Origin of the sequence: Mesorhizobium sp. M1A.F.Ca.ET.072.01.1.1 (genome assembly GCF_004023325.1) — a bacterium.
Taxonomy (GTDB): domain Bacteria; phylum Pseudomonadota; class Alphaproteobacteria; order Rhizobiales; family Rhizobiaceae; genus Mesorhizobium.
Genome location: NZ_RZSF01000828.1, coordinates 1 through 274 on the forward strand (window position 1 = coordinate 1; position 274 = coordinate 274).

Consider the following 274-nt stretch of genomic DNA (forward strand, 5'->3'; position numbering starts at 1 on the left):
CAACAGAGCCCGCCTCGAGCGCGACGCGGCTGAGCAGGAGCGAGCTAAGGCTGTCTCGGCGAAAGTGCATGCCGAGCAGGCTGCAACTGAAACAGCGCAGGCGCTGGAGCGCGAACGCGCTTCGGCAATATCGGCCCAAGAGGACGTCAACAGAGCCCGCCTCGAGCGCGACGCGGCTGAGCAGGAGCGAGCTAAGGCTGTCTCGGCGAAAGTGCATGCCGAGCAGGCTGCAACTGAGACAGCGCAGGCGCTGGAGCGCGAACGCGCTTCGGCA

At 66.4% G+C, this 274-nt stretch carries 1 pseudogene; it reads left to right on the top strand.

Annotation, left to right across the window (positions count from 1 at the left end):
- Nucleotides 1-274 (top strand): annotated as a pseudogene (locus EOA32_RS39175) (hypothetical protein); the annotation flags it as partial.